We start from the raw sequence: 25,978 nt of genomic DNA on the forward strand, positions 1-25,978 counted from the left end.
GACGGCAGTGCTTTACGTTTGATGCGTTAAGGGGCGTACACCACGAATCGCCCGACCATGGACGAGGAGTCCCGCACGAGATGAGCGACCAGCCGCACACCGGCGCCGGCCCGGCGCCCGACCCCGCCGCCAGGCCCAAGCGCACCGGCGCACGCCGGCTGCTGCCGACCTGGCGCATGCTGCTGGGCAGCCTGCTGCTGGCACTCGTCGCCGGCTCCGGCGTCCTCGTCGCCGGCTACCTCCTCGTCGACATCCCCGAGCCCAACAAGGCCGCCGCCGCCCAGACCAACGTCTACCTCTACTCCGACGGCACGCAGTTCGCCAAGGACGGCGACGTCAACCGCGAGAACGTCACCCTCGGCCAGGTCCCCAGGACCGTCCAGCGCGCCGTGCTCGCCGCCGAGGACCGCGACTTCTACAGCGAGTCCGCCGTCGACCCCAAGGCCATGGCCCGCGCCGGCTGGAACATGCTCCGCGGCGAGGGCAAGCAGTCCGGCTCCACCATCACCCAGCAGTACGTGAAGAACTACTACCTCGGCCAGGAGCAGACCCTCACCCGCAAGGCCAAGGAGTTCTTCATCGCGATCAAGCTGGACCGCGAGGTCAGCAAGGCCGACATCCTCACCGGCTACCTCAACACCAGCTACTTCGGCCGCAACGCCTACGGCATCCAGGCCGCCGCCCAGGCCTACTACGGCAAGAACTCCGAGGACCTCACCACCGCCGAGGGCGCCTACCTGGCCGCCCTCGTCAACTCCCCCAGCAGCTACGACGTCACCGCCCACCCGCAGAACCGCGGCCAGGCCGTCGGCCGCTGGAACTACGTGCTCGACGGCATGGTCAAGGAGGGCTGGCTCGACCGCGGCGAACGCCGCGACACCGAGTTCCCCGAACCCGGCGAGGCCAAGCCCACCACCAGCCTCTCCGGCCAGCGCGGCTACCTCGTCGAAGCCGTCCGCAACCATCTCATCTCGCAGGACATCGTCAACGAGCAGCGCCTCGCCGCCGGCGGCTTCCGCATCACCACCACCCTCGACCGCGACAAGCAGAAGGCCCTGCAGAAGGCCGTCCAGGAGCAACTGCTGTCCGAACTCAGCGACGACCGCGAGATCGACCGCTCGGTACGCGCCGGCGGCACCTCCATCGACCCCGCCACCGGCAAGGTCGTCGCCATGTACGGCGGCGTCGACTACACCAAGCAGTACGTGAACAACGCGACCCGCCGCGACTACCAGGCCGCGTCCACGTTCAAGCCCTTCGTCTACGCCGCCGCCCTGCGCAACGACTCCACCACCCAGTCGGGGCAGCCCATCGGCCCCTACACCGTCTACGACGGCACCAGCCGCCGCCCCGTCGTCAGCAACGGCTCACCCACCGACTGGGCGCCGCAGAACGAGGGCGACCGCTCCTACGGCCAGGTGACCGTCACCGAGGGCATGGACAAGTCCGTCAACGCGGTCTTCGCCCAGATGGGCGTGGACGTCGGCCCGCAGCGCGTCAAGGACACCCTCATCGACGCCGGCATCCCCGCCGCCACCCCCGAACTCGAAGCGGCCCAGGGCTCGGTGTCCCTGGGCACCGCCACCCCCAGCACCCTCGACCTCGCCCAGGCCTACGCGACGCTCGCCCAGCACGGCAGGACCAGCGGCCACACCCTCGTGGAGAAGATCAGCCGCGGCGGCGAGGAGATCCCGCTGCCCGACCGCCCCGAGAAGCAGGTACTGCCGCGTGGCGCCGCCGACGGCACCACCGCCGTGCTGCGCAGCGTCGTCGACAGCGGCACCGGCACCGCCGCCCGCTCCGCCGGGCGCCCGGCCGCCGGCAAGACCGGCACCGCCGAGGAGAACAAGGCGGCCTGGTTCGCCGGCTACACCCCGGACCTGGCCACCGTCATCGCCGTCATGGGCCAGGACCCGGAAACCGCCGTGCAGCAGCCCTTGTACGGCGCCGCCGGGCAGGAGCGCATCAGCGGCGGCGGCTACCCCGCCCGCATCTGGGGCCAGTACACCGCGGCGGCGCTCAGCGGCTCCCCCGCGCAGCAGTTCGATCTGGAGACCGCCGACACCGCACCGTCGCTGGAGCGCACCCCGCCCACGTCCAGCGCGCCCGCGCAGCCCAGCCCGTCCGCCTCCTCGCCCAGCGCCTCCCCCAGCGACAGCCCGGACCCCGACGGTGAGGACGGCGGCACCGACGGCGGCACCGACACTCCGGGCAGCCCCGACGGGACCGGCGGCACCGGCGGCGACGGCGGCACCTCCACCGGAGGCACGACCACCGGAGGCACGGGCGGAGACGGCGGCGCCTCCACCGGAGGGGCGTCCGGCGGCGGCGACGGCGGTGCGTCCACCGGCGGCACGACCACCGGCGACGGCGGCACGGACGGCAGCCCCGCCGACGCACCGCCCGCCGGCTTCACCGGCGGCGCGTTCCGCCCGCCCAACGGCTGACCCACGCCCCTTCGAAGGCGGGCGGGGCGGGCTCGGGGAGCGGCGAGCACGGCGGGGCTGCGCGGGTCAGTGGCCCGAGGTGGCCTTGAGGCCGATGACGGCGACCAGCAGCAGGCTGACGAAGAAGATGCGCGCGGCGGTCGCCGGCTCGCCCAGCACCGCCATGCCGACGATCGCGGCCCCCGCGGCACCGATACCGACCCACACGCCGTAGGCCGTGCCGATCGGCAGCGTCTTCGCCGCCTGCGCCAGCAGCACCATGCTCGCCGCCAGCCCGGCGAGGGTGAACACGCTCGGCCACAGCCGGGTGAACCCCTCGGTGTACGTGATGCCTATCGCCCAGCCCACTTCGAGCAGACCGGCGACAACAAGCAGGACCCAGGCCATGACGGCACCTCCGTGGAAGACCACTTACGGGGTGCGTCGTCTTTGCGGGTCCCGGTACGGCGCGTCTCGTCGGGTGCTCCCCAGTATGCCCGACCACGCACCGGGCTGGCGGGCGGGCGGGCCGGGACTCACGGGAGCGGGCGACCGGGCCGGGACTCACGGGAGCGGGCGACCGGGCCGCCGGAGGGCTACAGGTACAGGCCGGTGGAGTCCTCGCTGCCGCCCAGCCGCTCGGCGGCCACCGCGTGCAGGTCCCGCTCGCGCATCAGCACGTAGGCCACGCCCCGCACCTCGACCTCGGCCCGGTCCTCCGGGTCGTACAGCACCCGGTCTCCCGGCTCGACGGTGCGCACGCTCTGCCCCACCGCCACCACCTCGGCCCAGGCCAGGCGCCGGCCGACGGCGGCCGTGGCGGGGATGACGATGCCGCCCGAGGACCGGCGCTCGCCCTCGGGGATGTCGGTGCGCACGAGCACGCGGTCGTGCAGCATCCGGATGGGCAGTTTGTCGTGGGTGGGGTGTGGGCTCACGGCACGACCGTATCCCAGCCCCTCAGCCGCGTCCGCGGCGAGCCGCCCCGGCCAGCAGGCCGACCGCGACGACCGCCACCACGACGGCCGGCACCACGCGCTCCAGACGCGGCGAACCGTCGGCGTCGACGAACTGCGCCCGCACACCCGTCACGCCGCGGTTCACCGCGATGTACGCCCGTCCGGCGGTGCGGTCCACAGCGGCGGCGGCCCGTGCCTTCGCGTCGTCCACCATCGTCCTGGGGTGCACCCGGACCGCGAGCTCGTCCAGCGTCGCGGCGAGCTCGTGCCGCCGGCGGGTGATCTCGGCCTCGATCTGCGCGGGCGTTCTGGCTTCCGCCACCGCTCTGCCTCCGTCGTCTCGTGAGTGCTGTCGAACAGTCTGTCAGCTTGTGCCCCGGGACGCCCCACCACACCCCCGCTTCCACCGGCTGGCTACCCTCGAAGGGTTCACACCCCGCCTGTGAGGAGCACAGATGAGCGAGCGACTGCAGCCCGGCGACACCGCACCGGCCTTCTCCCTTCCCGACGCCGACGGCAAGCAGGTCTCCCTCGCCGACCACGCGGGGCGCAAGGTCATCGTCTACTTCTACCCCGCCGCCCTCACCCCGGGCTGCACGAAGCAGGCCTGCGACTTCACCGACAACCTCCACGTCCTCGCGGACGCCGGTTACGACGTCATCGGCGTCTCCCCGGACAAGCCGGAGAAGCTCGCCAAGTTCCGCGAGAAGGAGGACCTGCGCGTCACCCTCGTCGGCGACCCCGACAAGACGGTCCTGGAGGCCTACGGCGCCTTCGGCGAGAAGAAGCTCTACGGCAAGGCCGTCACCGGTGTCATCCGCTCCACCGTGATCGTCGACGAGCAGGGCAAGGTCGAGCACGCCCTGTACAACGTCAAGGCCACCGGGCACGTCGCCAAGCTGCTCAAGGACCTGCAGATCTCCGCCGCCTGAGCCGCACCGCCCGCGGCGGCCACGGCGTGACCGGCACGCCGCCCACTCGTTGACCCGTACGAGCCGGCGACACCCGTTCGGCCGGGGCGCCCACCCGCCCCGGCCCCGCCGGCCACGCGCCGCGAGGGGGAGAACCATGCCGGCCGACTACACCAGGGACGCCCTGGCCGCAGCGGTGGCGGAGGCGCGCACGCTCTCCGACGTGGTCGCCGCCCTGGGCGGCAAGCCGACCGACGGCTCCCGGCAGTACCTGCGACGGCTGCTGAAGCGGTGGGAGATCGACACCTCCCACCTCGAACCGGACGGCGTCCGCCACACCGCGAGCAGGCTGCGGCAGGCCGTCGCAGCCTCCGGGAGTCTGACCGAGGTGCTGCGCCGCCTCGGCCTGCGGCCGGTCGGCGGCAACCACCGGCACATCGCTCAGCGCGTCGCAACGCTCGGCATCGACACGAGCCACTTCGCCCCCGGTCCGCGCCGAGGCCCGAGAGGGGGCGCGGACCGGTTGGTTCTCGGCTCACCCGAGGGCGGGCGGCTGCCCGCTGCCCGTCTGCGGCGGGAACTTCGCACACTCGGCGTTCCCGAACAATGCGCCGAGTGCCGGACCGGCCCCTCCTGGAACGGAATGCCGCTGCGCTTGCAGGTCGACCACGTCAGCGGGAAGTGGTGGGACAACAGGCCGGAGAACCTTCGCTTCCTGTGCCCGAACTGTCATTCCACGACGGACACCTACCGCGGGCGCAAACGCCGCGCCGCCGCGCCGGGCGGTGAGGCCCCGTGACCGCCCACCGCCCCCGCAACACCCCGGCGGAACTCGCCGACGCAGCGGCCCGGGCAACCAGCCACGCCGAACTCCTCCGGTCGCTGGGTCGCCCGGTGAACAGCGGTGCCGAGAGACGTCTGCGTGCGAGGTTGACGGAGCTTCGCGTCGACACCACTCACTTCGCCGAGCCGGCACCTGACCGGAAGCCCCAACGCCGGTACACCGAGGCGGCGCTGAGGGAGGCCGCCGCCCGTTCCCACTCACTCCGGGAAGTCCTCGACGCCCTCGGATTCCCCGTGTACGACAGTGCGTACGGCCACCTCAAGAAGCGGTTGGCCGCGTTCGGCATCGACACTTCGCACTTCACCGATCCCCGCCGCGGGTCGGCCCCCGGTGAGGCGAGGATGCGCGCGGTCTCGGCAGACGCCCGCAGCCTGGCCGAGGTCACGCGCCGACTGGGGCTTCCGTGCACGACGGCCGCCCATCGTGGTGTCCAGCGATGGCTCGAGGAGTACGGAATCAGCACCGATCACCTGCTGGGGCAGGCGCACCGCCGTGGGACGCCCTCGGCGCGCAGGAAGTCACCCGCGGAGATCCTTCGGACGCTGCCACAGGGGTCGCCCCGGTGCCGCACGCCCATGCTGCGTCGGGCCCTGCTGGAGTCCGGGATGGCCCACGTCTGCGTCGCGTGCGGCCAGTCGGACCTGTGGCACGGCCGGCCCCTGGTGCTGGAGATCGACCACATCAACGGGGACCGGTGGGACAACCGACGGCAGAACCTGCGGTTCCTCTGTCCTTCCTGCCACAGTCAGACCCGTACGTTCTCCCGCGCTGCGGCTTCGGAAGCGCATGGCGGCCGCTCCGGCGCACCCGGTAAAGTGAGACCGGGGTCGTAGCCCAACTGGCAGGAGGCGCCAGGTTTAGGTCCTGGACAGCGCGAGTTCGAATCTCGTCGGCCCCACCGTAGGGCGTGGCAGGTGACTGCCACGCCCTCGCGCGTGCCCCGACCCGGCCGACAGCCCCCTCAGCCCCGCAGGTGGGCCAGGTGGGGGGTCAGGGCACGGAAGGCCTGGCCGCGGTGGCTGATGGCGTTCTTCTCGTCCGGTGTCAGCTCGGCGCAGGTGCGGGTGTCGCCGTCGGGCTGGAGGATCGGGTCGTAGCCGAAGCCGCCCGCCCCGGAGGGCTCGTGGCGCAGGGTGCCGCGCAGGCGGCCCTCGACGACGTGCTCGGTGCCGTCGGGCAGGGCGAGCGCGGCGGCGCAGGCGAAGTGGGCGCCGCGGTGGTGGTCGGGGATGTCGGCGAGCTGAGCGAGCAGCAGGTGCAGGTTGGCGGCGTCGTCGCCGTGGCGGCCGGCCCAGCGGGCGGAGAAGATACCGGGGGCGCCGTTGAGCACGTCGACGCAGAGCCCGGAGTCGTCGGCGACGGCGGGCAGGCCGGTGGCGCGGGCCAGGGCGTGGGCCTTGAGCAGCGCGTTCTCGGCGAAGGTGACGCCGGTTTCCCTGACGTCGGGGATGTCGGGGTAGGCGTCGGCGCCGACGAGTTCGAGTGCGACTTCGGACGCGGTGAGGATCGCGCGGAGTTCGGTGACCTTGTGGGCGTTGCGGGTGGCGAGTACGAGGCGCTGCATGCGGGTGATTATCGCGAAGCGGGCCGGGTGCGGGGTCAGCCGGGTGTGCAGACGCGGGTGAGTTTGTCGGCGGCGCCGCCCACGGGGGTGACGTCGGGGGTCTCGCCCTTGTCGAGTGAGGTGCGGGCGTTGTCGACGGCTTCGCGGAGGTCTCCGGCGGCCGCGCCGACGTCGCTGTCGCCGGTGCTGGTGTCGATGCGCTTGAGGTTCTTGTCGATGCGGTCGAGTGCTTCGCGGGCCTGGGTGGGGTTCTCGGTGGCGCCGTTGACGGCCTGCTGGAGGTCGTCGGCGCTCTCCGCGACGACAACGGCGGCGTTGGCGCAGTCCATGGCGCGGTCGAGCGTGCCGCAGGAGGTGAGGAGGGCGGCGGTGAACGCGGTGGCGAGGGCGGCGGTGACGGGGGCCGTGGCTCTGCGCACGGGGTGTCCTCTCTGCGGCGGGTCTGCGGCGGGTCGGCGGGCGGAAGGCGGAAGGGCCTCGGCCCGGCCGGGTTGATGGCGTGCGGCCGGGCCGCACGGAGGTGTCCGTGCGGCCCGTACCTTCTCGGACGCGCCGGGCTGCCGCCCGGTTGCGAAGCCGCGCACTCCTGCGGTTCCGCGGTTGCGCGGTCGCGGTTGCGCGGCCGCGCTCAGGTGGTGACGGGGGCGAGCGCCTGCCGCTGGGCGCCGTCGAGTTGGGCGCAGCCGACGACGGCGAGGTTGAGGAGCTGGTCGAGTTCGGCGCGGTCGAAGGGCTTGCCCTCGGCGGTGCCCTGGACCTCGATGAAGCGACCGTCTCCGGTGCAGACGACGTTCATGTCGGTCTCGGCGCGGACGTCCTCCTCGTAGCAGAGGTCGAGCATGGGTGTGCCGTCGATGATGCCGACGCTGACGGCGGCGACGGTCCCGGTGAGCGGCTGGGCCTTGGCCTTGATGATCTTCTTCTGCTGGCTCCAGGCGATGGCGTCTGCGAGGGCGACGTAGGCACCGGTGATGGCGGCGGTGCGGGTTCCGCCGTCGGCCTGGAGCACGTCGCAGTCGAGGACGACTGTGTTCTCGCCGAGCGCGCGGAAGTCGACGACGGAGCGCAGGGAGCGGCCGATGAGGCGGGAGATCTCGTGGGTGCGTCCGCCGATCTTGCCGCGGACGGCTTCGCGGTCGCCGCGGGTGTTGGTGGCGCGGGGCAGCATGGAGTACTCGGCGGTGACCCAGCCCTGGCCGCTGCCGCGGCGCCAGCGGGGCACGCCCTCGGTGACGCTGGCGGTGCAGAGGACCCTGGTGTCGCCGAAGGAGACGAGTACGGAGCCTTCGGCGTGTTTGCTCCATTCCCGTTCGAGGGTGACGGGGCGGAGTTCTTCGGTGGTGCGGCCGTCGATGCGTGACATGGGGCGAGCCTATCGGCCCGCGCGTCAGGGCCCGTTCCGCTTCGGAACGGGCCCTGAGGGGTGCTGCGGGTGGTGCACGGTGCTGCGCGGGAGGCGCTGCTTACATCATGTCTTCGATCTCGGCGGCGATCGGGTCGGCGTCGGTGCCGATGACGACCTGGATGGCGGTGCCCATCTTGACCACGCCGTGGGCGCCGGCGGCCTTGAGGGCGGCTTCGTCGATGAGGGAGGCGTCGGACACCTCGGTGCGGAGGCGGGTGATGCAGCCTTCGATCTCTTCGATGTTGTCGAGTCCACCGAGTCCGGCGACGATCTTCTCAGCCTTGCTGGCCATGTTCTTCTCCTGTGTGTCGGGCAGCCCATCGATCTTTGGCCCAGATTGCAACAGTAGGCCACGGTTGGCCCCTCTACACGGGCGGCAGCCGGCGGGTGCCGAGGTACGGCGTTGTCGGTGGGGCGCGTGTCCGGCGTGTGCCCACCCCGCGCGAACTGGTCTACACCACTCTTCGACGTCAGGCAAAGCCCGGACGGCGGACGACGGGCGGGGACGGGGATGCCGCGCGGCCACGACAGCCGGCCGGATGGCCGCCCGGGGTGTCCGCCGGGCCTCCGCGGAACGTCCGCGGGGCGCCTCCGGATCGTCGGAATCCTGGCGTGCACACGGCGGGTGAGAGGTCGAAAGCGCAGTGTTCCCGCTGACGGAAAGGTGTACTCAATCGTGACCCGGAGGCAGGAATCACGGGTTCCTCATCGCCTTGTCCCCGTGCTACAACTGGTCTAAACCACTGAGTGGTGTAGACCACGCAGTCAGCACGAAGACGCCGCCGTCTCTCCCTCTCCACATCCCCGGCGGCGCCTTGCCCACTGGAGGAAGTGTTATGTCCACGGCTGACGCTGCGCCCGCAGCGGACAAGAAGGGCCGCGGTTCCGGCGCGATGGCTGTAGCACAGCGCATCGGCCGAAGCCTCATGCTGCCGATCGCGACGCTGCCCGCAGCGGCGCTCATGCTCCGTCTCGGCCAGGGCGACATGCTCGGTCGCGAGAACTTCCCGGCGTTCCTGAACCGGATCGCCGAGTTCCTCGCCGCCGGCGGCGGTGCCCTGCTCGACAATATGCCACTGCTGTTCGCGGTCGGCATCGCGGTAGGTTTCGCACGGAAGTCCGACGGTTCCACCGGCCTCGCGGCCGTGGTGGGTTACCTGACCTTCCAGAACGTGCTGAAGGTCTTCACCGACGACAGCCTGCCCAAGGTCCAGGAGATCGTCGACGGCGAGATCGTCGACGTGGCGCCGTCGGTGAACGCCGGCGTGCTCGGCGGTGTGGTCATGGGCATCGTGGTCGCCCTGCTCTACCAGCGCTACCACCGCAAGAAGCTGCCGGACTGGCTGGGCTTCTTCGGCGGCCGCCGCCTGGTGCCGATCCTCTCCGCCTTCGCGGGCCTGTTCATCGGCATCGTCTTCGGCTACATCTGGCCGGTGCTGGGTACCGGGCTGCACGGCTTCGGTGAGTGGCTGGTCGGTTCCGGCGCGGTCGGCGCGGGCATCTTCGGTGTGGCCAACCGTGCGCTCATCCCGGTCGGCATGCACCACCTGCTGAACTCCTTCCCCTGGTTCCAGGCCGGCTCCTACGAGGGCAAGAGCGGCGACATCGCCCGCTTCCTCGCCGGTGACCCGACCGCCGGGCAGTTCATGACCGGCTTCTTCCCGATCATGATGTTCGCCCTGCCGGCCGCCTGCCTCGCCATGTACCACTGCGCCCGCCCCGAGCGGCGCAAGGTCGTCGGCGGCATGATGTTCTCCATCGCGCTCACCGCGTTCGTCACCGGTGTCACCGAGCCGATCGAGTTCACCTTCATGTTCATCGCTCCGGTGCTCTACGCCATCCACGCGGTGCTCACCGGCATCTCGATGGCGCTGACCTGGGCGCTCGGCATGAAGAGCGGCTTCGGCTTCTCGGCCGGCGCGATCGACTTCTTCCTCAACCTGGGCATCTCCACGAACCCGATCGGCATCGTGATCGTGGGTCTGTGCTTCGCGGCCCTCTACTACGCCGTGTTCCGCTTCGCGATCACCAAGTTCAACCTCCCGACCCCCGGCCGGGAGTCGGACGAGGAGATCGCCGAGCTGGAGAAGGCCAACTACAAGGCCTGATCCGCAAGGTCCCGCAGACGGGAGCAGCCCCGGAACCGCGAGGTTCCGGGGCTGCTCCCGTCTGCGCCGCTGTGCCTCGCCCGCGAACAGCGGTGCGGGCTCACACGTGGTGCACGGCGCCCGGTCTGGCCAGGTCCACCGGCCCGTCGAACACCGCCTTGGCGTCGCGCAGGTTGACCTGGGCGTCCGTCCACGGCGGGATGTGCGTCAGCAGCAGCCGGCGTGCGCCGGCGCGCTGCGCGCACTCCCCCGCCTCCCTGCCGTTGAGGTGCAGGTCGGGCACGTCCTCCTTGCCGTGGGTGAACGACGCCTCGCAGAGGAAGATGTCGGCGTCGCGCGCCAGCCGGTCCACGGCCGCGCACTCGCCGGTGTCACCCGAATAGGTGAGCACTCGGTCCCCGTACTCGATGCGGAAGCCGTACGCCTCGACCGGGTGGGCGACCTGCTCGGTGGCGACGCGGAAGGGCCCCAGCTCGAAGGTGGTGCCGGAGACGAGGGTGCGGAAGTCGAAGACCTCGCCCATCGCCTTGTCCGAGGGGGTGTCCGCGTAGGCGGTGGTGAGGCGCTGCTCGGTGCCCGCCGGGCCGTGCACGGGCAGCTGCGCGCAGCGTCCGCCCTCGTGCCGGTAGTAGCGGGCGACGAAGTAGGCGCACATGTCGATGCAGTGGTCGGCGTGGAGGTGGCTGAGGAGGATGGCGTCCAGGTCGTACAGGCCGCAGTGGCGCTGGAGTTCGCCGAGCGCCCCGTTGCCCATGTCGAGCAGCATCCGGTAGCCGTCGGCCTCGACGAGGTAGCTGGAGCAGGCCGAGTCCGCGGACGGGAAGGATCCCGAGCAGCCGACGACGGTGAGCTTCATAGGGGTGGGAACCTCCGCGCAGCCCGGTGGATGGGGGTTTCCCGAGGGTAAGCCGCGCGGCGGCCCCCGGCTCCTCGGGCCACCACCGGTGTGGGCGGAATCACCAGTGCGGGGTACGGTCGGCGGACCGATCGAACAGGGGAGGTACCGGGTGGACACGTCCCTGTGGGTGGCGCTGGGCGTGGTGGCGGCGCTGGCTCTTGTCGCGGCGCTCGTGGACGGCTTCGGCCGTCTGCCGCGCCGCCGCGCCGCGGCCGTTCCGGGTGTCGCCCCGGAGGGGGAGGGCGGGGGCTGCGTGCGCTCCGGTTCCGCGGGTCCCGCTCCCGAGCAGTACGGGCGGCTGCGGGTCTGCACCGGCGATCTGGGTGCTGCCGACTGGCTGACCGAGCCCGCCCCGGAGCGTGTCATGTGCACGGTGGCGGGGGTCGTCGCGGCGGGTTTTTCGGCGTACGCACGGGTCCTGCACCCCGCCTCGCTGGACGGCCGACCGGTGCCGTGGGTGGCGGTGGCCGCCGCGCGCGGACGTGAGGTGGGGCCGCTGACGGCTTGGCACGAGCTGCTCGGGACTGACGTCGATCCCTACGAGGCGTTCGGCCTGGAGGTACCCGGCCTCTTCGACGAGGCCCCCTCGCCGGGTCCGACGCCGCCCTGGATCGCGGAGGCTCTGATCCCGGTGCTCGCGCGGCACACGGGCACGCCGGACCGCTGCTGGTTCGGCTTGTGGGACGGCTACGGGGGCTTCGACTTCAGCCGTTTCCCGATGTTCGAGACGCCCGGCCGCGAGAAGGTGCTGCTGTCGGGGGCGCTGGCCGACGCGGCCACCGCCGTGGTGGAGCTGGAGGAGTGCGCCGAGCTGCCCGACCAGTGGTGGCCGCAGGACCGGGCCTGGTGCCTGGGCGGGGACGTGGACCTGGTGAGCACCTACGTGGGCGGCTCGGAGGAGTTGGTGGCTGAGCTGCTGGCCCACCCGGGGCTGGAGGCGCACCGGGTGGGGCCTGGCGACCGGGTCGGCTGACGCCGGGGCTGCGCGTGGCGCGGCCCCGGGCCCTCCACGCCCGGATGTCCGTCACGCCCGGAGGTCCGTCACGCCCAGAGCTGGCCCTGGAGCAGCTCGACGGCGGCTTCGGTGCTCTCGGCGGTGTAGATGCCGGTGGAGAGGTACTTCCAGCCGCCGTCGGCGACAAGGAAGGCGATGTCGGCGGACTCGCCGGCGCGCAGTGCCCGGCGGCCGACGCCGATGGCGGCGTGCAGGGCGGCGCCGGTGGAGACGCCGGCGAAGATGCCCTCCTGGGAGAGCAGTTCGCGGGTGCGGGCGACTGCGTCGGCGGAGCCGACGGAGAACCGGGAGCTGAGCACCGTCTCGTCGTACAGCTCGGGCACGAAGCCCTCGTCGAGGTTGCGCAGGCCGTAGACGAGATCGTCGTAGCGCGGTTCGGCGGCGACGATCTGGATGTCGGGCCGGTGCTCCCGCAGGTAGCGGCCGGCGCCCATGAGGGTCCCGGTGGTGCCGAGGCCGGCGACGAAGTGGGTGATCGACGGCAGGTCGGCGAGGATCTCCGGGCCGGTGGTGGCGTAGTGCGCACCGGCGTTGTCGGGGTTGCCGTACTGGTAGAGCATCACCCAGTCGGGGTTCTCGGCGGCGATCTCCTTGGCGACGCGGACGGCGGTGTTGGAACCGCCGGCGGCGGGCGAGGAGATGATCTCGGCGCCCCACATGGCGAGCAGCTGGCGGCGTTCGGCGCTGGTGTTCTCCGGCATGACGCAGACGATGCGGTAGCCCTTGAGGCGGGCGGCCATGGCGAGGGAGATGCCGGTGTTGCCCGAGGTGGGTTCGAGGATGGTGCAGCCGGGGGTGAGCCGGCCGTCCTTCTCGGCCTGCTCGATCATGTGGAGCGCGGGGCGGTCCTTGACCGAGCCGGTGGGGTTGCGGTCCTCCAGCTTCGCCCAGATCCGCACCGTGTCGGCGGGCGAGAGCCGCGGCAGGCGCACCAGGGGGGTGTTGCCGACCGCGGCGAGCGGGGAGTCGTAGCGCATCAGCGCATGCCTCCGGCCACGGCCGGGAGGATGGTGACGCTGTCGCCGTCGTTGAGCTTGGTGGAGACGCCGTCGAGGAAGCGCACGTCCTCGTCGTTGAGGTAGACGTTGACGAAGCGGCGCAGCTCGCCGCCCTTGCCGGTGTCGATCAGGCGGTCCTGGATGCCGCTGTGGCGTGTTTCGAGGTCCGCGAAGAGGTCGCTGAGGGTGTCCCCGGCGCCTTCCACCGCCTTCTGGCCGTCGGTGTAGGTGCGGAGGATGGTCGGGATGCGGACCTCGATGGCCATGGGAGGGCTCCTGGTGTTCTCGGGTGGGTGCGCGAGGGACTGCGGCGCTGCCCGGCTGGACGGGACGGGCCGGGCAGGTCGAGCGGGGTGAGCGGGTGACGCGGACGTGCGGGGCGACGGCTGGTGGTGCCGCGGGCCGCCGCGGACCGGCGTCTCAACACATGGCGCTGGAGAGGCGGCACAGGTCGACGTGCAGGCGCGCGACGAGCAGGGTGCCCGGGGCCGTAGTGTTCACGTCGTGGATAACCATGGGCTCATCGTAACGATTCCCGGGGCCGGAATCGTGCGTGTGTTTCATCATGCGGACGAGGGCGTCTCAGTGGGTGTCAGATGGGAGGTCGGGCCGGTACCGGAGGGGGCTCAGCGCCTGCCGGGGCCGTGTCAGGGTGCGTAGGAGTCGACGATCTGCACCTCCTCCTCGGTGATCTCGCCGTCCACGATGCGGAAGGACCGGAAGGAGTAGGGGCCCTCGTCGTTGCCGCACTCGGCGGTGGAGACGAGCACGTAGTGCGCACCGGGCTCGCCGGCGTAGCTGACGTCGGTGCGCGAGGGGTAGGCCTCGGTGGCGGTGTGCGAGTGGTAGATGACGACGGGTTCCTCGTCGCGGTCGTCCATCTCGCGGTAGAGCTTGAGAAGGTCGGTGGAGTCGAACTCGTAGAACGTGGGCGACCGGGCGGCGTTGAGCATGGGCACGAAGCGCTCGGGGCGGTCGGTGCCGGCGGGTCCGGCGATGACGCCGCAGGCCTCGTCGGGGTGGTCGGCGCGGGCGTGGGCGACGATCCGGTCGCGCAGTTCTCGGGTCAGGGTGAGCATGGGCGACAGCATAAGCAGGTCCGGCCCGCCCCTTTCCGGGGGCGGGCCGGACCTGTCCTGCGGTGGTGCCGCTACCGGTCGGTGCCGGTCATGTCGCGGCGGTCACGCGGTGGTGGTGCCGGTCACTTGCTGACGGGACCGGCGCCGGCGGCCTCAGCGGCCTCCGCGGCGGCCTCGTCGGCCTCGATCTGCTCCTCGGTGTCGCCGGCGTCGCGGCGGCGGACGTACTCGAGGACCTTGCGCAGCTCCTTCTTGACGACGGGGGCCAGCAGGTACAGGCCGATGATGTTGAACAGCGCCGCCAGGAACAGCGTGGCGTCGGACAGGTCGACGAGGACGCCCAGGGAGAGCAGCGCGCCGACGACGATCATGGTGCAGAAGATGACCTTGTAGATGAGCTCCGAGGTCTTGCTGTGGCCGAACAGGTGGCCCCAGCACTTCAGGCCGTAGTAGCTCCAGGTGATGATCGTGGAGAAGGCGAAGAGCACGACGGCCACGGTCAGCACGTAGGGGAACCAGGGCAGTGCGGTGTCGAACGCGTCGGAGGTGATGGAGATACCGACGTTGGCCGCGCCGCGGTCGACCTCGCTGACGTCGCCGCCGGTGGCGACGGCCTCACGGGCGGCGAGGTACTTCGGGCCGCCCGCGATGATGATGGTCAGCGCGGTCATGGTGCAGATGACGACGGTGTCGATGAAAGGCTCGAGCATCGCGACGAGGCCCTCGGTGGCGGGGCGCTTGGTCTTGACCGCGGAGTGGGCGATCGGCGCGGAGCCGATGCCGGCCTCGTTGGAGAAGGCGGCGCGCTGGAAGCCGACGATCAGGGCACCGATGACACCGCCGGCGACACCCTGCGGGCTGAACGCCTCGGAGAAGATGGTGCCGATGGCCGCGGGCACCGCGGTGATGTTGAAGGTGATGACGAGCAGGCAGGCGATGATGTAGAGGATCGCCATGGAGGGCACCAGGCGGCTGGTGACCTTGCCGATGGAGCGCATGCCGCCGATGAGCACGAGGGCGACGGCGGCGGCGATCAGCAGGCCGTAGAAGATGGCGCCGCCGTTGGTGCCGAAGATGCTGTCCTCGTCACCGGTGACGGAGACGATCTGCTCCAGGGACTGGTTGACCTGGAAGAGGTTGCCGCCGAAGAAGGTGAAGAAGAGGATCATGACGGCGGACAGTGCGGCAAGGACCTTGCCCAGCCCGGGCAGGCCGCGCTCGGCGAGGCCCTTGCGCAGGTACAGCATCGGACCGCCGTTCACAGTCCCGTCCGCGTTGAACTCCCGGTACTTCACGCCCAGGGTGCACTCGACGAACTTGGTGGCCATGCCGAGCAGGCCGCAGAGGATCATCCAGAAGGTGGCGCCGGGGCCGCCGATGGAGATGGCGATGGCGACACCGGCGATGTTGCCGAGTCCGACGGTGCCGGAGACCGCCGAGGTGAGCGCCTGGAAGTGGTTGATCTCGCCGGGGGCGTCGCCCTGGTCGTACTTGCCGCGGACGAGCTTGACCGCGGTCTTGAGGTGCCTGACCTGGGCCAGTCCGAAGTAGACCGAGAAGACCGCACCGGCGACGACAAGCCAGCCGACGATGAGCGGGAAGTTCGTCCCGAAGATGGGGACGCTCTTGAAGACGATGTCGCCGAGGGCTCCGGAGACCGGTTCGAAGACGCCGTTGACGGCGTCGTTGACCGAGTCGGTCCAGTTGGTTTCGCTGTTTGCCATGGCCTACCTCTGGCTAATACGGCAGCGGGAACGGAAGGTGCAGCGGCGTGAACCGGTGCGTGCGGTGCGTGCGGACAGACGAACTTCGATGTCCAAAGGCCGAGCGCGATGGAGACGTCCGTGAGTTCGGCGGGGAGTACCTGCCCGCAAAAAACGGATTGGGAGTTAGTACCACGGAGAGCGACAGCGGACGTGTGACCTGGGTCACACGTCCGCATTACGGTCGAGTCACGGGAGGTTATAGCCACACAAAACGGTCACCTCTTGCGTTCAGATTCACAAGGTGCCCGATAATCGGCAGCACGGGCTTCACCCTACGTGTCCGTAACGAGGCTCAGGGGAGCAGCGTCTCCAGCAGGGTCTCCTGGAGGCCGCCGAGCCAGAGGTAGGCCATCACCATGGGCTTGCGCGGGTCGGCGTCCGGCAGCTCGTAGAGCTGCCCGCTGTCGTCGTCCTCGGTGATGTCGAGCCTGCTGGCGATGGTCAGCCGCAGGTCGTTGAGCGTGCCGAGCCACTTTCTGGAGTCGTCCGGCTCCAGCGTCAGCACCGCGCCCGCCCCGGGTGCGGGGGCGAGCGAGTCGAGGGCGTGCACGACGGCCAGGGCGTCGATCCGCTTGCGGGCGCGCAGGTCGCTCTCGGTGAAGCGGCGGAACTCCGCCGACGCGGCATGCGCGTCGGCGTTCTCCGGCTGCCCGGGCGCGCTGTAGGCGTCGGGGAAGAGGCGCGCCAGCGCCGGGTCGGACGGCGGCTTGCTGGGGCCCTCGGTGAAGAGCGCGTCCAGCGGGTCCGCGTCCTCGCCGGGCGGCTCCTCACCGGGACCGAGCAGCTCCAGCAGTTGCACCGCCAGGCTGCGCAGGATGGAGATCTCGACCTCGTCGAGCGAGGCGGAGGCGCCGCCGGGCACGCCGGGCGCCGGCTCGAAGTAGCCCGCCATCAGCGGTCCTGCTGCAGGGTCGCCCACAGTCCGTAGCCGTGCATGGCCTGCACGTCGCGTTCCATCTCCTCGCGGCTGCCGCTGGAGACGACCGCCCTGCCCTTGTGGTGGACGTCCTTCATCAATGCCTGCGCCTTGTCCTTGGGGTAGCCGAAATAGGTCTGGAAGACGTAGGTCACGTAGCTCATCAGGTTGACCGGGTCGTTGTGCACGACGGTGACCCAGGGCACGTCCGGTTCGGGCACCGCCTCGGGCGCCTGGTCGGCCTGCGGAAGCTCGGTCTCCATCGGTACGGTCACGCCTCCCATGCTGCCACCGCACCGGGGGCGGTGTGCAAACGGCCGCCCGTACGGGCGACATGGCGATCCGCACCGGATATCGTCAGCATGACGATATCCGGTGTAGCATCAGCCCATGAACGCTGCCGAAGATCCGGTGTCGCCCGTCGAGGTGCCGTCCACGGCACTCTTCACCGACCAGTACGAACTGACCATGGTGCAGGCCGCGCTGCGCGCCGGGACCGCCCGGCGCAGGTCCGCCTTCGAGGTGTTCACCCGGCGGCTTCCCGAGGGGCGCCGCTACGGCGTGGTGGCCGGCACCGGCCGGGTGCTGGACGCCGTCACCAACTTCCGCTTCGACGCCGACGTGCTCGGCTACCTGCGCGAGGCCCGCGTCGTCGACGAGCCGACGCTGCGCTGGCTGGAGGACTACCGCTTCTCCGGGCGCGTCACCGGCTACCCGGAGGGCGAGGTCTACTTCCCCGGCTCCCCCGTGCTGCGGGTCGAGGGCAGCTTCGCCGAGTGCGTGCTGCTGGAGACGGTGGTGCTGTCGGTGCTCAACCACGACTCCGCGATCGCCTCGGCCGCCTCCCGGATGGCGGTCGCCGCCGGGGACCGGCCGCTGATCGAGATGGGCGCCCGCCGCACCCACGAACTGGCGGCCGTCGCCGCGGCACGGGCCGCCTACGTGGGCGGTTTCAGCTCCACCTCCAACCTGGCGGCCGGGTTCCGCTACGGCATCCCCACGGTCGGCACCAGCGCCCACGCCTTCACCCTGCTGCACGACAGCGAGCGGGACGCCTTCACCGCGCAGGTGGACTCCATGGGCCGCGGCACGACGCTGCTGGTCGACACCTACGACGTCACCGAGGCGGTGCGCACCGCCGTCGAGGTCGCAGGGCCGGACCTGGGCGCGGTACGCATCGACTCCGGCGACCTGCTGCTGCTGGCCCACCGGGTGCGGCAGCAGCTGGACGACCTGGGCGCGCACCGGACCCGGATCATCGTCACCAGCGACCTGGACGAGTACGCGATCGCCTCCCTGGCCGCCTCCCCGGTCGACGCCTACGGGGTGGGGACGCAGCTGGTCACCGGAAGCGGCCACCCGACCGCGGCCATGGTCTACAAGCTGGTGGCCCGTGCGGAGTCCGACGACCCGGCGGCGCCGCTGGTGCCGGTCGCGAAGAAGTCGATGGGCGGCAAGCTGTCCGTGGGCGGCGTCAAGTGGGCCGCCCGGAGCCGCGACACCGCGGGAGTCGCGGAGGCGGAGGTGCTGGGCACCGGCCCGGTCCCGCCGGAGCTGGCCGGGCGGGAGCTCCAGGTGGAGCTGGTCAGGGACGGCGAGGTGGTGGCCCGTGAACCCCTGGACGACGCCCGCGACCGGCACCGCGCCGCCCGGGCCGGACTGCCGATGTCCGCCGCACAGCTCTCCCGCGGGGAGCCGGTGCTCCCCACCGAGTACCGGTGAGAACCCCTCAGCGGCCCCCCGGGGGGCGCGGCACCCGTCCCGCGCCCCCCGGGGCGTGCGACCCCGCGGCAGACCCTCACGCGCCCGGCAGGCGGTCGGCAGCGCGCAGGCCGCGGCCTGCGCCCTCCCGCATCGGCCGCGGAGTGTCTACTCTCGGACACGCTGACCGAAGTTCGCCGCGCCGTCTCCCCACTCCGCTCCGCAGAGGATGTGCAGCATGCACCGCGCACTGATCGTCGTCGACGTGCAGAACGACTTCTGCGAGGGCGGCAGCCTCGCCGTGACCGGGGGCGCGGACGTGGCTGCCGCCGTGACCGACCTCGTCGGCGACGCCGCAGCCGGGTACCGGCACGTGGTCGCCACCCGCGACCACCACGTCTCCCCCGGCGACCACTTCTCCGACCACCCCGACTTCGTGCACTCCTGGCCGCCGCACTGCGTCGCCGGGACGGAGGGCGCCGGGTTCCACCCGAACTTCGCCCCAGCGGTCGCCTCGGGCGCGCTGGACGCCGTCTTCGACAAGGGCGCGCACGCGGCGGCCTACAGCGGCTTCGAGGGCGCCGACGAGAACGGCGTGTCACTGGCCGACTGGCTGCGCGAGCGGGACGTCACCGAGGTCGACGTCGTCGGTATCGCCACCGACCACTGCGTGCGGGCCACCGCCCTGGACGCCGTCCGGGAGGGCTTCCGCACGCAGGTGCTGCTGGAACTCACCGCCGGGGTGTCGCCTGCCACCACCGAGGCGGCCCTGGCCGCCATGCGCGACGCCGGTGTGCAGCTGCACGGCAAGCCCGTGGTGTAGCCCGGGGTCCGCCACGGGCAACGGGCTGCGGGCCTGCGCGGTGGGCCGGGCCGGGAGCTTCCAGCCGGCGCGCGGCCGGACAGGGGTCGAACAGGGGCGGCCGGACTGGGGTGATCCCGGGGCGGGTCAGGGGGCGGGTCAGCCGGCGGTGCGCAGCAGGGCGCCTATGGGGTGCCAGAACTCGGTGTCGTCGGCCGGTGCGGGCCGCCAGACCAGGCCCTCGGGGTGGTGCAGGACGGCGGTGACCTCGTCGGGCGTCGGCGGTTCGGTGTTGCCGCGCAGGTAGACGGCTCGCAGCCCCAGGTTGCGCAGCCGGGTCAGGGCGCGCTGCCGGTTGCGGGCCCGGACCAGCACACGCACCCGCGGGCCGCCGCCGTCCGGTCTGGGCAGCGAGAGCGCCACGATGACCTGGCCGTCCGGCTGCCGTGCGTAACCGCTTCCTGACATGGGTGTGTCCCCCGATCGCTCGTGTGGTGCGTGGTCTTCGCACACGCATCAAACCGCGATCGGCCGCCGCCCGCCAGGGGCGACGGCCGATCACGTGCCGTATCCGGGGTGTCACCCCGCGCGACGCGGAGCGCCGCGGAGGGTCAGCGCAGCTTCGACGGGCTCACCAGAACGGTGATCTTCTTCCCGTTGAGCGGCTGCGAGACGATGCTGATCCGCGTGTTGGTGTTGGGCACCTTCACACCGGCCGTCGGGTTGGAGTCGTACCAGTAGGTACCGGTCCGGTCGTCGAAGAAGGGCTTGCCCGCCTTCGCCTTGATCTTCGTCGGCTTGCCGTCCTTGTGCAGCGTGACGCCCTTGGTCGGGTACCAGCTGAACGGCGAGTCGTACGCCTGGATGCGGTTGCGCATCGTGGCGCCGTCGGACCACTTCTCCGGCTTGGCGTGCGCGTCGATCGGCAGGATCATGCCCTCACCCGGGTGCACACCGACGTTGTTGTCCGTCTGCGAGGTGTCCCACAGCCAGATCAGCAGGCCGGTCTGGTACGGGAAGTGCTCGACCCAGTTCGGCCGCGTGGAGGCGAAACCGAAGTTGTACGGGCCGGTCTTGAGGGTCGTGTCGTAGGACACGTACTGCCGGTTCTCGGCGAGGTAGTACTGCGGGTAGGTCTTGGTGAAGGACTCACCGATGCGCTCGAACCCGCTCGCCGTCCAGCCTGCGTCGCCGTCCTCGGCGCCGTCCTCCAGCATGGGCTTGCCGTCGGCGGTCAGGACGATCTCGTCGGCTGCGAAGCCGCGTTCGGCGACACCGCCGTCCGTGCGGTAGTGGAAGCGCAGGTCGATCTTCTGGCCCGCGTAGGCGTCCAGCGAGTACGACAGGTCGACGTAGCCGCCCGAAGCGCCGTCCAGCGCGGGGGCGTTGCTGGCGTCCCGGCCGATGGGCTCGCCGTCGGCGGTGCCGTCCAGGGCCTTCCAGGTGGTGCCGCCGTCGGTGGAGACCTGCGTGTAGAGGTAGTCGTAGCCCTCCTCGATCTCCCACCAGCCCTTGAGGTCGAGCGACGCGGAGGTCTTCCCCGTCAGGTCGACCGAGCGGGTCAGGGAGTTGCGCAGGTTGTCGCCCATGCCGCTCCACCACTGCTTGGAACCGGCGGCGGGCTTGACGATGGTGGTGCTGAGCTCCTTCTCGGGCAGCTCGACGAGCAGGGCCTGCGGGTCCTTGCGCTTGCCCTTCTTCGCCGGTTCCGCCGCGGCGCTCAGGGTGTGCTTGGACAGCGTCGCGGCCTTCGCCGTGTCGTAGTCCAGCCAGCCCAGCATCAGCTTGTCCCAGGCGGTCATCTCACCGGCCGAGTCACCGATGGCGTCCTTGCCCTTGCCCAGCCACGAACCGGAGGACATCAGCGACCAGTAGGCGACCGACGACTCGCCGGTGCCGGTGGTGTCGTAGAGGTCGGGCAGGCCCAGGTCGTGGGCGTACTCGTGGGCGAAGACGCCCAGGCCGCCGTTCTCGGGCTGCACGGTGTAGTCGCCGACCCAGATGCCGGTGTCACCGATCTCGGTGCCGCCGGCCCGGTTGAAGTCCGGTCCGGTGCGGCCGAAGTCGGTGCCGTAGGCGTACCAGCGGTGCGCCCAGATGGCGTCGTCGCCCTGCGCGCCGCCGCCGGCCGAGGCGTCCTCACCGGCGTGCACGAACTGGAAGTGGTCGAGGTAGCCGTCGGGCTCGTTGAAGTCGCCGTCACCGTCGTGGTCGTAACGGTCCCAGACGTCGTACTCGGCAAGCGTCTCCTTGATCTCCTTGGTGGTCTTGCCGGCCGCCTTCTGGTCCTCGACCCACTGGTTGACGCCGTCGCGCACGGCGTCCCAGACGGTGTTGCAGACGTTGGAACCGCAGGCGGTGTTGCCGTAGCGCGCCTCGTTCCACTTGACCTTGACCCAGTCGGAGACGGTGCCGTCGACGGTGTACTTCCCCGAGGACTGCTTCTCGTAGTAGGTCTTCAGGGAGTCCTCGCCGGCACCGAAGTAGACGTCGGTGAAGTGGTCCCGGTCGAAGTCCTCCTTCCACAGCGTGGTGTTGTCCTTGCTGCGGTCGGGCTTGGCGATCTCGTTGTGCAGCGGGCCCCGGTCCCCGCCGAAGCGGGGGTCGATCTCGTCGCCGAACTCGATCAGGATGGTGAAGATCTTGTCGGTCTTCACCGTCTCCATCTCGACGAACTTGTCCTTGCCGAGCTGCATGACCTTCGACCCGTTGCGGGTCGTGGGCTTCTTGCCGGACGCCAACTGCTGCAGCGCCGCCTGCTTCTGCGCGTTCTGCTGATGGGTGAGCGGGCCCGGAAGGTTGTGGTCCGAGTGGTCGTGGCCGGCGTGGTCGTCGCCGTGGTCGTCGCCGTGGTCGTGGTCGTGCTTCGCCGCGGGCTCTTCGGCCTGCGGGTGCACGGGGCGGTTCTCGGCCTCCTGCGCCTGCGCCGCGGTGGCGGGCAGCAGCGCGGCTGCTCCCATCGCGGCGACGGCGGTGGCCAGAGCCGCGGTACGCGATCTTATGGATCTCCGTGGTGTGGTCACGGGTGCAACGTCCTCCCCTGCAAGTACGGTGACTTGACGGACGCATTCGACCCGAGTGACGCAGGAAAAGACAGTCCTTGTTTTAGACACGTCAATCAAGTAGGTTGCGCGCCCGAAAGGTTGGCGTGATAGCGCACTCTCGGCATGACCCGCTGCGGCACGCCGGAACGCCGACCGACCGCGTCACTCCCCCGCCCCCACCCCCCACCACCACCCCCCGCTTCCCACCGGACACGCAGGTCATCGCCCTGCCACCGCGCCCCCGACCGGCCGTCCACCCGCCTCCGCGCCCAACTCGGCGCGCATACAAGCGCGTTGTGGCCATGGCCCGCTGCGGCGCGGCGGGCGGAGCGGCGCGCGGACGCCATGCGCCGGTGGCATGTGACGCGTGCGCCCCTCGTGCTGCGGCGCCGTGGGTCAGGTCACGCTTACTGAGCGTTCCTCTCGGGCATCTCGCAACGTAGGGTCGTTCGGCGGCAAGCGACGTGACCGAACGACCCTACGTATCTGACCCCCCTGAGGACGGATCCCGCCATGCCGCGTCCGACTCTCGCACAGCTCGTCTACGGCTCAGCGACCGTCACGCTCACGACGCTCCTGCTGCTGCTCCTGACACAGGCCCAGTCCGGCACGACAACCGTGCTGATCGCCAGCGGCGCACTGGTGGCCGGGCTGCTGGTGTCCCTGCTCGCCCCCGCCGGGCGGCGCACGGCAGCCCCGACGGGACTGCCGGTCGCCGGTTCGGTGCCGCCGATCCCCGAACAGCGATCGGCGCCGCCCGCCTCCGGCGCCCCGGCCGTCGGCGCACGGGTGCCCCAGCCGTCGTTCCGCAGGTGACCTTGGCGCGGGGCCGACCGTGACCGGCCCCGCGTCCGCCCGCCGGGCGTCGGGCCGCTCGGCGGCACACCCCTGCCCTCACGCTGCCGCTGCCCGACGGCGGCTTCCGTCGGACAGCGGCTCTCCGTCAGGCAGCAGGCGCCCAGGCCGGGGCCTCCGTCAGGCGGTGACGACGACCGTCTTGCCCACCTTGTCGTGCACGCACTGCTGGTACGGCTTGTCCCAGGTGCAGAAGAGCACGTTGACCAGCCAGAAGATCGTGCCCAGGCAGGGCACCAGGGCGGGCAGCGAGTAGACGGCCGCGCGCACCCAGCCCGGATTGCCCGCGGGAAGCGCGCCGTTCTCCACCATCGCCACGCGCACCTTCAGCAGCATCTTGCCGAGCGTCTGGCCGCGGGTGGTCAGCATGAAGCCCTCGTAGAGGAAGTACACCAGCGCGTACAGCAGGGTCTGCACATATCCGCCGCCGAAGTCGACCCCGGCACCGTCCTGCGTGGTGAACTCCCAGCTGCCCGTGAACGGCGCAGTGATGAGCATCAGCGGGACTCCGACGATGATGCCGTCCACGATGCGCGCGAGCAGTCGTCGGCCCCGGGAGGCGAGCGGCGGCATGCCCGCAACCGGGTCCGTCGCTCCGTGGGCGCCGCCGTACGGATTCTGCCCGTAGCCGTAGGGCGGGGGCGGTGCCGAGCCGTAGGGGCCCTGGCCGTAGCCTCCGCCTCCCGCCGGGGGCGGCTGGCTTCCGTACGGGTCGCCGCCGGGCGGCGGGCTGGCGTAGGGGTCCGAGCCGGACGGGTCCCCGCCGGGGGTGTCCGGCGGGGGCGGCTTGCGGAACGGGTCGTGCTCCGGCGGCTCGCCACCGGCACCGGGCTGCGGCTGGTCAGTACTCATGGCCCGAGTGGAACGCGCCGCGGCCCGCCCCGCATCCGGCGGCAGCCGTTCGGGGGACCGCCGAACGGCTGGCCCGGCAGTCCGGGCGGGCGCGTCGGACGCGGTGAACAGGCCTGGCCGGTACGGGCCGCGCTCAGCCGTCCGTTCCGGCGCGGGCCACGAAGGTGCGGGCGGCCTTGTCGTGCCAGCACTGGCGCCAGGGCCTGTCGAAGAGGCACCAGGCCATGTTGACGACACCGACCACAAGCACCGCGAGGGTCGCGTGCAGCAGCCACCGCAGCAGGGCGGCGCCGAACCCGGGCGGGGTCTGCGCCTCCAGGTCGAGCACCCGCACGCCGCACAGCTTCTTCCCGAGGCTGCAACCCCAACGGGCGGTGGGCAGCGCCTCGTAGAGCACTCCGGCGATCAGCAGCGTGCCGAGCACCATGGCCAGGAACCCCGCGGTGGTGGCGTCCAGCAGCCAGATCTCCCGGGTCACGCCCGCCTGTTCCGCCGCGTCCACCTTCGCCTGGATGTGGTCGGTGGCGCGCGGCAGCAGCGGTGCCGCGACCGCGGCGGCGGCAGCGGCGGGCACCAGCGAGTCGATGAGCCGGGCCACGAGCCGGCGGCCCAGCCCTGCGGGGCGGGCCTGCGCGGTGAGGGAACGCAGGAACGGGTCGTCGACCGGCGGCTTCCAGGGCGTCACCGGACCATCGGCGGCAGGTGCCTCCCCGCCGGGTCCGGAGCGGCCGGTGCGAGCGGTGCGAGCGGTGCGAGCGGTGCGACCGGACCGGCCGGGGGCGCCGCCACGCCCGCCCTGCGCGGGGGCCTGGTCGGCGAGTTCACGTACCTGCTGGGCCCAGCCGGTCGGAGCGGGCTGCGGCTCGGCCCCGGCGCGTTCCGGGCCGGGCGCGGGCTCGGGGCGGGCAGCCGGAGCGGCGGACGCGGTGGCAGCCGGGCCGCCGGGGGCGGGTGCGGAGGAGGTCGGGCCGGTGGGGGCCGCCGGAGTGGGCCGGGGCGACGGCACGGACCCGGCGGCGTCCGCCTGGGACGTCTGGGCCGCCGGGGCCGCCGGGGCCGCCGGAGATGGAGACGCCGGGCGGTCGGCGTCCCGGCGCATCCGGGTGGTGCGCTCCCGCGCGCCCGCCGCGCCGCCCGACGCGGCCCCGGCGGGGCGGTCGGCGCCCTCGGTACCGCCTGCACCGCCGTCACCGGAGCTGCCGCTGCTGCCGGCCGGAAGGGCCGCCGGGCCGGCCGGACGCGCGGCGGCCCGCGGCTCGGCGGCCCGCGACCCGGGGGTGCTGGACGCGGGCCGGGGTGCGGGCGGGCTGGTCCAACCGCCGCGCGGGTCGGCGGACTCGCCGCGCGGCTCGGGCGCCGCGGAACCCCAGGAGACGCGGCGGTCGCTGACCCCGCCGAAGCCGCCCTGCCGGTCGGCGTCCGCCCGCCAGGCGGAGGCGGGCTCGGGGCGGTCGGCGGGCGGGTCCGCGGCAGCCGGCTCACCGGCCGCCCGCGAGGCACGGTCGGCACCGCCGGACGGGCTCGGCGCCGGCGGCGCGGGGCTCATGTCGGGCGAGGCGGCCTGCGGTTCCTCGTCGAAGAAGACCGGCCCGGTCTCCTCCCGCGGCGGGGTGCGCAGGGTGACGCCGGGAGGCGGCTGCGGCAGCGGCTCCCCACTGCGGGGCTCGGGACGGCTGGTTCCGGGGACCCAGGCTGCGCCGTCCCAGAAGCGGATGTAACCGGGAATGGACGGGTCCGGGTAGTACCCGGCCGGTGTGGTGCCGTTGGCGGATCCTGAAGGAGGCGCGCTCATCTGTCCGGTCCCGTATCTGGTCGGTCGAGGTGCTGTCGGGTCG

28 protein-coding genes, 1 tRNA gene and 1 riboswitch are annotated in these 25,978 nt (G+C 71.9%); of the genes, 10 read left to right on the forward strand and 19 right to left on the reverse strand.

The features are described 5' to 3' along the window. Positions 1-80 precede the first annotated feature (80 nt). On the forward strand, positions 81-2,447 hold the full coding sequence (locus tag QNO07_RS10110) for a transglycosylase domain-containing protein (protein ID WP_283991404.1): 2,367 nt from the start codon (positions 81-83) through the stop codon (positions 2,445-2,447). 66 nt (positions 2,448-2,513) lie between these two features. Here QNO07_RS10110 and QNO07_RS10115 read toward each other — a convergent pair whose 3' ends face one another. The 3 genes from QNO07_RS10115 to QNO07_RS10125 form a co-directional block, all read right to left on the reverse strand. Further along, a complete protein-coding gene (locus QNO07_RS10115) occupies positions 2,514-2,834 on the reverse strand; it encodes a DMT family transporter (RefSeq protein WP_283991406.1) in 321 nt (106 codons plus the stop codon). A gap of 30 nt (positions 2,835-2,864) precedes the next feature. After that, positions 2,865-2,923: riboswitch (guanidine-III (ykkC-III) riboswitch) on the reverse strand. 99 nt (positions 2,924-3,022) lie between these two features. Further along, complete coding sequence (locus QNO07_RS10120) at positions 3,023-3,325, reverse strand: GroES family chaperonin (RefSeq protein WP_283991527.1); 303 nt, start codon at positions 3,323-3,325, stop codon at positions 3,023-3,025. A gap of 61 nt (positions 3,326-3,386) precedes the next feature. Beyond that, positions 3,387-3,707, reverse strand: coding sequence for a DUF3618 domain-containing protein (locus QNO07_RS10125; protein ID WP_283991407.1), 321 nt, complete (start codon positions 3,705-3,707; stop codon positions 3,387-3,389). Positions 3,708-3,840: 133 nt separating this feature from the next. Between QNO07_RS10125 and bcp the strand changes: the two genes are divergently transcribed. The 4 genes from bcp (at position 3,841) to QNO07_RS10145 (ending at position 6,038) form a co-directional block, all read left to right on the forward strand. Then, positions 3,841-4,317, forward strand: a complete 477-nt coding sequence (gene bcp / locus QNO07_RS10130; protein WP_283991408.1) for a thioredoxin-dependent thiol peroxidase — start codon at positions 3,841-3,843, stop codon at positions 4,315-4,317. 136 nt (positions 4,318-4,453) lie between these two features. Continuing rightward, complete coding sequence (locus QNO07_RS10135) at positions 4,454-5,095, forward strand: HNH endonuclease (protein WP_283991409.1); 642 nt, start codon at positions 4,454-4,456, stop codon at positions 5,093-5,095. Between the two features lie 650 nt (positions 5,096-5,745). After that, positions 5,746-5,973: an HNH endonuclease gene (locus QNO07_RS27670; RefSeq protein ID WP_283991528.1), complete on the forward strand. Its 228-nt coding sequence runs from the start codon at positions 5,746-5,748 to the stop codon at positions 5,971-5,973. Next, a tRNA-Leu gene (locus QNO07_RS10145) sits at positions 5,964-6,038 on the forward strand. Before QNO07_RS27670 ends, QNO07_RS10145 begins: the two co-directional genes overlap by 10 nt. Positions 6,039-6,101: 63 nt before the next feature. Here the strand turns inward: QNO07_RS10145 and rdgB are convergent. From rdgB to QNO07_RS10165, 4 genes are all read right to left on the reverse strand, one after another. Then, on the reverse strand, positions 6,102-6,704 hold the full coding sequence (rdgB, locus tag QNO07_RS10150) for an RdgB/HAM1 family non-canonical purine NTP pyrophosphatase (RefSeq protein ID WP_283991410.1): 603 nt from the start codon (positions 6,702-6,704) through the stop codon (positions 6,102-6,104). 35 nt (positions 6,705-6,739) lie between these two features. Continuing rightward, positions 6,740-7,123: a hypothetical protein gene (locus QNO07_RS10155; RefSeq protein ID WP_283991411.1), complete on the reverse strand. Its 384-nt coding sequence runs from the start codon at positions 7,121-7,123 to the stop codon at positions 6,740-6,742. Positions 7,124-7,332: 209 nt separating this feature from the next. Then, positions 7,333-8,067 (reverse strand): ribonuclease PH, encoded by a 735-nt coding sequence (gene rph, locus QNO07_RS10160; protein ID WP_283991412.1) that lies wholly within the window; start codon positions 8,065-8,067, stop codon positions 7,333-7,335. Positions 8,068-8,167: 100 nt separating this feature from the next. Beyond that, positions 8,168-8,425: a PTS sugar transporter subunit IIB gene (locus QNO07_RS10165; RefSeq protein WP_283991529.1), complete on the reverse strand. Its 258-nt coding sequence runs from the start codon at positions 8,423-8,425 to the stop codon at positions 8,168-8,170. Positions 8,426-8,945: 520 nt separating this feature from the next. Here QNO07_RS10165 and QNO07_RS10170 point away from each other — a divergent pair. Then, a complete protein-coding gene (locus tag QNO07_RS10170; protein WP_283991413.1) occupies positions 8,946-10,217 on the forward strand; it encodes a PTS transporter subunit EIIC in 1,272 nt (423 codons plus the stop codon). Positions 10,218-10,317: 100 nt separating this feature from the next. Here the strand turns inward: QNO07_RS10170 and QNO07_RS10175 are convergent, their stop codons facing one another. Continuing rightward, positions 10,318-11,073 carry an MBL fold metallo-hydrolase gene (locus QNO07_RS10175; protein ID WP_283991414.1) on the reverse strand — a complete coding sequence of 252 codons (756 nt, stop codon included), beginning with the start codon at positions 11,071-11,073 and terminating at the stop codon, positions 10,318-10,320. Positions 11,074-11,224: 151 nt separating this feature from the next. On the opposite strand from QNO07_RS10175, the gene QNO07_RS10180 reads away from it, so the two are divergent. After that, on the forward strand, positions 11,225-12,088 hold the full coding sequence (locus QNO07_RS10180) for a hypothetical protein (RefSeq protein WP_283991415.1): 864 nt from the start codon (positions 11,225-11,227) through the stop codon (positions 12,086-12,088). 68 nt (positions 12,089-12,156) lie between these two features. On the opposite strand, the gene QNO07_RS10185 is transcribed toward QNO07_RS10180, so the two are convergent. The 7 genes from QNO07_RS10185 to clpS form a co-directional block, all read right to left on the reverse strand. Next, on the reverse strand, positions 12,157-13,107 hold the full coding sequence (locus QNO07_RS10185; RefSeq protein ID WP_283991416.1) for a PLP-dependent cysteine synthase family protein: 951 nt from the start codon (positions 13,105-13,107) through the stop codon (positions 12,157-12,159). After that, on the reverse strand, positions 13,107-13,394 hold the full coding sequence (locus tag QNO07_RS10190; protein ID WP_283991417.1) for a MoaD/ThiS family protein: 288 nt from the start codon (positions 13,392-13,394) through the stop codon (positions 13,107-13,109). The genes QNO07_RS10185 and QNO07_RS10190 overlap by 1 nt, the downstream gene beginning before the upstream one ends. A gap of 154 nt (positions 13,395-13,548) precedes the next feature. Further along, on the reverse strand, positions 13,549-13,644 hold the full coding sequence (locus tag QNO07_RS27550; protein WP_349636822.1) for a putative leader peptide: 96 nt from the start codon (positions 13,642-13,644) through the stop codon (positions 13,549-13,551). A 131-nt stretch (positions 13,645-13,775) separates the two neighbouring features. Then, positions 13,776-14,207 carry a M67 family metallopeptidase gene (locus tag QNO07_RS10195; protein ID WP_283991418.1) on the reverse strand — a complete coding sequence of 144 codons (432 nt, stop codon included), beginning with the start codon at positions 14,205-14,207 and terminating at the stop codon, positions 13,776-13,778. A gap of 122 nt (positions 14,208-14,329) precedes the next feature. Further along, complete coding sequence (locus QNO07_RS10200; protein WP_283991419.1) at positions 14,330-15,931, reverse strand: alanine/glycine:cation symporter family protein; 1,602 nt, start codon at positions 15,929-15,931, stop codon at positions 14,330-14,332. 334 nt (positions 15,932-16,265) lie between these two features. Further along, positions 16,266-16,865, reverse strand: coding sequence for a DUF2017 domain-containing protein (locus QNO07_RS10205; protein WP_283991420.1), 600 nt, complete (start codon positions 16,863-16,865; stop codon positions 16,266-16,268). After that, complete coding sequence (gene clpS / locus QNO07_RS10210; protein WP_283991421.1) at positions 16,865-17,173, reverse strand: ATP-dependent Clp protease adapter ClpS; 309 nt, start codon at positions 17,171-17,173, stop codon at positions 16,865-16,867. Before clpS ends, QNO07_RS10205 begins: the two co-directional genes overlap by 1 nt. A gap of 106 nt (positions 17,174-17,279) precedes the next feature. On the opposite strand from clpS, the gene QNO07_RS10215 reads away from it, so the two are divergent. Further along, positions 17,280-18,611, forward strand: coding sequence for a nicotinate phosphoribosyltransferase (locus QNO07_RS10215; RefSeq protein ID WP_283991422.1), 1,332 nt, complete (start codon positions 17,280-17,282; stop codon positions 18,609-18,611). Positions 18,612-18,828: 217 nt separating this feature from the next. After that, positions 18,829-19,413 (forward strand): isochorismatase family protein, encoded by a 585-nt coding sequence (locus QNO07_RS10220; RefSeq protein ID WP_283991423.1) that lies wholly within the window; start codon positions 18,829-18,831, stop codon positions 19,411-19,413. Between the two features lie 138 nt (positions 19,414-19,551). On the opposite strand, the gene QNO07_RS10225 is transcribed toward QNO07_RS10220, so the two are convergent. Both QNO07_RS10225 and QNO07_RS10230 read right to left on the reverse strand, forming a co-directional pair. Next, positions 19,552-19,860, reverse strand: a complete 309-nt coding sequence (locus QNO07_RS10225) for a hypothetical protein (RefSeq protein WP_283991424.1) — start codon at positions 19,858-19,860, stop codon at positions 19,552-19,554. 143 nt (positions 19,861-20,003) lie between these two features. Further along, entirely contained in the window at positions 20,004-22,415 is a 2,412-nt protein-coding gene (locus tag QNO07_RS10230; protein WP_283991425.1) for an immune inhibitor A domain-containing protein, read from the reverse strand. A gap of 534 nt (positions 22,416-22,949) precedes the next feature. Here QNO07_RS10230 and QNO07_RS10235 point away from each other — a divergent pair. After that, positions 22,950-23,252: a hypothetical protein gene (locus tag QNO07_RS10235; RefSeq protein WP_283991426.1), complete on the forward strand. Its 303-nt coding sequence runs from the start codon at positions 22,950-22,952 to the stop codon at positions 23,250-23,252. 159 nt (positions 23,253-23,411) lie between these two features. Here QNO07_RS10235 and QNO07_RS10240 read toward each other — a convergent pair whose 3' ends face one another. Beyond that, entirely contained in the window at positions 23,412-24,143 is a 732-nt protein-coding gene (locus QNO07_RS10240; RefSeq protein ID WP_283991427.1) for an RDD family protein, read from the reverse strand. A 133-nt stretch (positions 24,144-24,276) separates the two neighbouring features. After that, entirely contained in the window at positions 24,277-25,935 is a 1,659-nt protein-coding gene (locus QNO07_RS10245; protein WP_283991428.1) for an RDD family protein, read from the reverse strand. Positions 25,936-25,978: the final 43 nt, after the last annotated feature.

Source organism: Streptomyces sp. 549, from assembly GCF_030124175.1.
GTDB lineage: Bacteria > Actinomycetota > Actinomycetes > Streptomycetales > Streptomycetaceae > Streptomyces.

Excerpts from the sequence above, each read along its gene's own strand:
- QNO07_RS10110 (WP_283991404.1), top strand. The coding sequence starts at position 81 with ATGAGCGACCAGCCGCACACCGGCGCCGGCCCGGCGCCCGACCCCGCC.
- QNO07_RS10115 (WP_283991406.1), bottom strand. The coding sequence starts at position 2,834 with ATGGCCTGGGTCCTGCTTGTTGTCGCCGGTCTGCTCGAAGTGGGCTGG.
- QNO07_RS10120 (WP_283991527.1), bottom strand. The coding sequence starts at position 3,325 with ATGCTGCACGACCGCGTGCTCGTGCGCACCGACATCCCCGAGGGCGAG.
- bcp (WP_283991408.1), top strand. The coding sequence starts at position 3,841 with ATGAGCGAGCGACTGCAGCCCGGCGACACCGCACCGGCCTTCTCCCTT.
- QNO07_RS10135 (WP_283991409.1), top strand. The coding sequence starts at position 4,454 with ATGCCGGCCGACTACACCAGGGACGCCCTGGCCGCAGCGGTGGCGGAG.
- QNO07_RS27670 (WP_283991528.1), top strand. The coding sequence starts at position 5,746 with ATGGCCCACGTCTGCGTCGCGTGCGGCCAGTCGGACCTGTGGCACGGC.
- rdgB (WP_283991410.1), bottom strand. The coding sequence starts at position 6,704 with ATGCAGCGCCTCGTACTCGCCACCCGCAACGCCCACAAGGTCACCGAA.
- rph (WP_283991412.1), bottom strand. The coding sequence starts at position 8,067 with ATGTCACGCATCGACGGCCGCACCACCGAAGAACTCCGCCCCGTCACC.
- QNO07_RS10170 (WP_283991413.1), top strand. The coding sequence starts at position 8,946 with ATGTCCACGGCTGACGCTGCGCCCGCAGCGGACAAGAAGGGCCGCGGT.
- QNO07_RS10175 (WP_283991414.1), bottom strand. The coding sequence starts at position 11,073 with ATGAAGCTCACCGTCGTCGGCTGCTCGGGATCCTTCCCGTCCGCGGAC.
- QNO07_RS10185 (WP_283991416.1), bottom strand. The coding sequence starts at position 13,107 with ATGCGCTACGACTCCCCGCTCGCCGCGGTCGGCAACACCCCCCTGGTG.
- QNO07_RS10190 (WP_283991417.1), bottom strand. The coding sequence starts at position 13,394 with ATGGCCATCGAGGTCCGCATCCCGACCATCCTCCGCACCTACACCGAC.
- QNO07_RS27550 (WP_349636822.1), bottom strand. The coding sequence starts at position 13,644 with ATGGTTATCCACGACGTGAACACTACGGCCCCGGGCACCCTGCTCGTC.
- QNO07_RS10195 (WP_283991418.1), bottom strand. The coding sequence starts at position 14,207 with ATGCTCACCCTGACCCGAGAACTGCGCGACCGGATCGTCGCCCACGCC.
- QNO07_RS10200 (WP_283991419.1), bottom strand. The coding sequence starts at position 15,931 with ATGGCAAACAGCGAAACCAACTGGACCGACTCGGTCAACGACGCCGTC.
- QNO07_RS10205 (WP_283991420.1), bottom strand. The coding sequence starts at position 16,865 with ATGGCGGGCTACTTCGAGCCGGCGCCCGGCGTGCCCGGCGGCGCCTCC.
- clpS (WP_283991421.1), bottom strand. The coding sequence starts at position 17,173 with ATGGGAGGCGTGACCGTACCGATGGAGACCGAGCTTCCGCAGGCCGAC.
- QNO07_RS10215 (WP_283991422.1), top strand. The coding sequence starts at position 17,280 with ATGAACGCTGCCGAAGATCCGGTGTCGCCCGTCGAGGTGCCGTCCACG.
- QNO07_RS10220 (WP_283991423.1), top strand. The coding sequence starts at position 18,829 with ATGCACCGCGCACTGATCGTCGTCGACGTGCAGAACGACTTCTGCGAG.
- QNO07_RS10225 (WP_283991424.1), bottom strand. The coding sequence starts at position 19,860 with ATGTCAGGAAGCGGTTACGCACGGCAGCCGGACGGCCAGGTCATCGTG.
- QNO07_RS10235 (WP_283991426.1), top strand. The coding sequence starts at position 22,950 with ATGCCGCGTCCGACTCTCGCACAGCTCGTCTACGGCTCAGCGACCGTC.
- QNO07_RS10240 (WP_283991427.1), bottom strand. The coding sequence starts at position 24,143 with ATGAGTACTGACCAGCCGCAGCCCGGTGCCGGTGGCGAGCCGCCGGAG.
- QNO07_RS10245 (WP_283991428.1), bottom strand. The coding sequence starts at position 25,935 with ATGAGCGCGCCTCCTTCAGGATCCGCCAACGGCACCACACCGGCCGGG.